General features: G+C 33.6%; 4 protein-coding genes. All 4 read left to right on the top strand.

Translation table 11 applies throughout. The annotated features are described in order from the left end of the window. Positions 1-247 precede the first annotated feature (247 nt). From AB1422_17590 to AB1422_17575, 4 genes are read left to right on the top strand one after another with little or no spacing between them, the layout of a single operon-like run. On the top strand, positions 248-1282 hold the full coding sequence (locus AB1422_17590) for a hypothetical protein (protein ID MEW6621116.1): 1035 nt from the start codon (positions 248-250) through the stop codon (positions 1280-1282). A gap of 54 nt (positions 1283-1336) precedes the next feature. Next, the gene (locus tag AB1422_17585) at positions 1337-1513 is read left to right on the top strand and encodes a hypothetical protein (protein MEW6621115.1); all 177 of its coding nucleotides are present in this window, start codon (positions 1337-1339) and stop codon (positions 1511-1513) included. Positions 1514-1573: 60 nt separating this feature from the next. Continuing rightward, positions 1574-3082, top strand: a complete 1509-nt coding sequence (gene cysS, locus AB1422_17580; protein ID MEW6621114.1) for a cysteine--tRNA ligase — start codon at positions 1574-1576, stop codon at positions 3080-3082. 14 nt (positions 3083-3096) lie between these two features. Further along, positions 3097-3858 carry a glycosyltransferase family 2 protein gene (locus AB1422_17575; GenBank protein MEW6621113.1) on the top strand — a complete coding sequence of 254 codons (762 nt, stop codon included), beginning with the start codon at positions 3097-3099 and terminating at the stop codon, positions 3856-3858. The last annotated feature ends 180 nt before the right edge of the window (positions 3859-4038 follow it).

The following is a 4038-nucleotide window of genomic DNA, read 5'->3' as shown; positions in this document are numbered from 1 at the left end:
CAAAGAATTACAACTACTTTATTTATAAATGGTTATACTCTTGTTCCTCAATAGTTGAGCATTTTCATTTGACCTAATCTTTAACTCTATATGCTTTAGTCTGTTCTGTAAATTTAGGAATTATCAGTAATCTTATTTACGACAAACCATTTGCTTCAAGTATGTTCGTATACGATGAAATGGGTGTTAGAGAAAATATTAAAAGGATAATAAAACAAGAAATTTTATATCCTAAAGGTTTAATAGTATGAGAGCTCATGTTTTTATTACAGATGAAAACACATTTCCGGTAGTTAGAGACAACAGTTTTTGGGGTGTGGGAATCAAAGGAATTCCCAATACACTTAACGAGGTAGTTGAAGAAAACTTAAAGAATGGCAAGAAACCGTATTTTGGAATGATAGGAGACATTTTAGGCACACGAGTTGGAGATATAGTTTTTCTTTATGAACGGCAAGTTGGATTCCACGGTATATATAAAATTGTAAGTGAACCGTTTTTTGATTCTACGCCAATTGGCTGTGTTGGTGAAACTTGGCCAATAAGAGTAGAAATTGAATTATTAAACTATTTTTCACAGCCAGTTCCTGAAGATTATCTATTTTCAACAAAAGAATATGAATCAAAATTTTGGGGATGGTTTTACAGAAAAATTCAAGGGGCAAGAGGTATCAACACGATAAATCCTGAAGCAACTGAGGCACTTATAGAATTACTTGTAAAAATCAATGGTAATGCTATTAACAAGCCATCACAAGTTAATCCTTATCCATCAAATAACAAAAACAAAATTTTACTACCATTGGAGCAAGATGGTAAAGTTTATCTTGAAGACATTTTAAGAGCATGGCTAATTGCAAATATTGATGATCCAAAGCGAGAGGATTTAAGAAAGATTTTTGGTCCAAACGAAGATTTAGAATGGTTTGCCAATAATGTTCCTTATCATGTTACAAGGAAAAATATTGATATTCTTTGTTATCACAAAAACATCAAATATACTGGATTCCCTTTAAGGTATAAATTCAGTGTTGTAGAATTAAAACGGGATACTGCTGATGATAAGGATGTTTCTCAAGTTATTGAATATTCTAAATGGGTTGCTGGAAGGCTGGCAGGGAGCGAGATTGAAACTATCCAACCGATATTAATAGCATTCGATTTTAATGGCCGAGCAAAACAAAAAGCACGAAATAGCGATTTTAGTGAAAGAGGTATTTTATTCATTAAGTATGAAGTAGAAAATAGAGACATAAAATTTGAAATAGAGAGTGTTTCTTGAAAGTCAAAACTTTTTCTTGGGGTGTGGTTCAGGAACAATTTATTTGTTGTCCTTTTGGATAAAGACAGTCCTGAACAAAGCTGGGAGTTAAAGAGAGATTTTCCACTTGTATTCCAGAAGATTGATAATTTCTTTGATAAAGAAATTGTTTCTAAAAAAGATGAAATTGTTTTCACCTTTGGAAGAAAAACATATACGGCAGTTACAAAGGTGTTGATAATAACGAAATGAGTCCGTTATTTAGGAAATACATATATACTTCGGGAGAAAGGCAAAAACTAAAGTATGGCATTGAAAATTTATAATACACTTAGTCGAAAAAAAGAAGAATTTGTGCCCATTCAAGAAGGCAAGATAAAGATGTATGTCTGCGGGCTGACACCTTATTCGGATTGCCACATGGGACATACCCGGTGCTACATTACCTTTGATATTATCCGAAAATACCTGGAATATAAAGGCTATGAGGTTATTTTTATCCAGAATTTTACCGATATTGATGATAAGATAATCGAACGAGCTAAACAACGAAATACCTCCTCTGAAGAACTGGCAAAAAAATATATCGATGAGTATTTTAAATGTATGGATAAATTGGGTATTAAAAGGGCGACTTATTACCCGAGAGTTACTGAACATATTCAGGAAATTATTGATTTTATTAAGGTTCTGATTGAAAAAGGCTTTGCTTACCAGGTTGAGAACGATGTATTTTTTGAAGTAAGTAAGTTTAAAGAATATGGTAAATTAAGCGGTCGAAGTTTAAATGAGATGATACACGGAACACGATTTGAAATTGATACCCGTAAAAAATCACCGCAAGATTTTGCCCTGTGGAAATCAGCAAAAGAAGGCGAACCTGCATGGGATAGTCCGTTTGGCAAAGGTAGGCCCGGCTGGCATATCGAATGTTCGGCAATGTCCATTAAATATTTAGGTGAAACCTTTGATATTCACGGTGGTGGTCAGGATTTAGTCTTCCCACATCATGAAAATGAAATCGCCCAGTCTGAAAGTTATACCGGTAAAAAATTCGCTAATTTTTGGATTCATAATGGGATGGTTACCTTAAATGAAGAAAAAATGTCTAAATCACTTGGTAATGAGTTTTTAATAAAAAGTGTTTTAGAAAATTACCCGATTGATGTGATTCGATTATTCTTCCTCAATACATATTACAAAAGCCCGGTTGAATTTTCAGTTGAAAACTTAGAACAGGCAAAGGCAGGAATTCAACGATTCTACAATACCTTAAGAAATGTAACTGACTTTCTTAAGATTGAATCAACGACATCAATTGATGCCCAGCTCTATCAATTATTACCAGGGGAACAAGAAACACTTATTAAATTTGACCCGAGCCGGCTGGAGGAAAAGGACCGTGAATTTTATGAGGCGATTAAACAAACAGAGGAAAGATTCATTCAAGCAATGGATGATGATTTTAACACACCGATAGCATTAGCCTCTTTATATGATTTAGTTACCGCCATCAATAAATTTATCTCTCAAATGGATACTTTATATGAATGCTCGCGATTTTCAGCCCGGGCATTACTTAAATTAGCTCAAGAAACCGTCTATAAATTGGGCGATATATTTGGATTATTTAAGGAAATATCTACAAAACCAAAGGATGAATTAGTGCCGAAATTAATGGAGATAATCGTCAATCTCCGTAAGATGGCACGAGATAAAAAAGATTGGCAAATGGCAGATAAAATTCGGGCTGATTTGAATACCTTAAATATAATCTTAGAAGACACCCCACAGGAGACGAAATGGCGAGTAAAGGAGTAAAGTTAGGATAAGGGATGAGAAAAAGAATTGTTATCCTACCCGTATTTAATGAAGAAAAAACAGTTGTTGATGTCTTAAATCGCTTAAAGCCTTATGTCCATACCTTCATTGTCGTTGATGATGGTTCTACGGATACCTCTAAACAAAAGATTATTGAATGGAACAGAAACCACGCGGAAAATTTCTATTTCTTCTCATTAAACCCCAATAGTGGCAAAGGTAAGGTATTCTGGAATTGCTTTTGTTTTGTCAAACATCTATTAGACTCAAACCAGCTCTCTCCGGATGATTTAATTATCACTATTGATGCCGATGGACAACATGAACCAGAAAATATCACATCAATCATCGAATATTTAGAGAAAGGAAGATTTGAGATGGTTATTACCAAACGGGATTTTTCAATCTATCCTTTTTATAAGAAATTCGGGAATAGATTTCTTTCTCTCTGGGCATCTTTTATCAGTGGATTTAGATTTAATGATGTTGAATCAGGATTTAGAATCTTTGAGGCAAAAGTAATAAATAAGATATTACCTTATTATACCGGTTATCGCTATAGTTGTGAGCAAGAAATGGGAATTATTGCCGCACGACTTAAGATTAAAATGGATAATAACTATCCTGTAAATGTTGATACTTATGTGCCAGGGGCAAGGTTTAGAGATGCTTTTGGGGTTATTTTGCTGGGAATTATTGCCTTTTTAAGGGTAAAATTTAAGATACAGAATAAAAGATTTAATTGGAAAATAGAGAAAATCCTATCGCCTCTGTAAAGTTAACCACATTAAAAAAAATTGACTTTTGTGAAAATCTATGATAAATTAGGTGTAACCGTTCAGGCTATATATCAAAAGTGTAAGAAAGGGGATAAGGAGATAAGAGTGATATGGAGATAAGATAATAGAAATAGATTGAAATTTATAGAAATAGGTAGAAATTGATTGTGGAAAACA

Source organism: bacterium, from assembly GCA_040757115.1.
GTDB lineage: Bacteria > UBA9089 > CG2-30-40-21 > CG2-30-40-21 > SBAY01 > JBFLXS01.
Note: the sequence above shows the minus strand (reverse complement) of the source record. Positions and strands in the feature narration are given on the sequence as shown.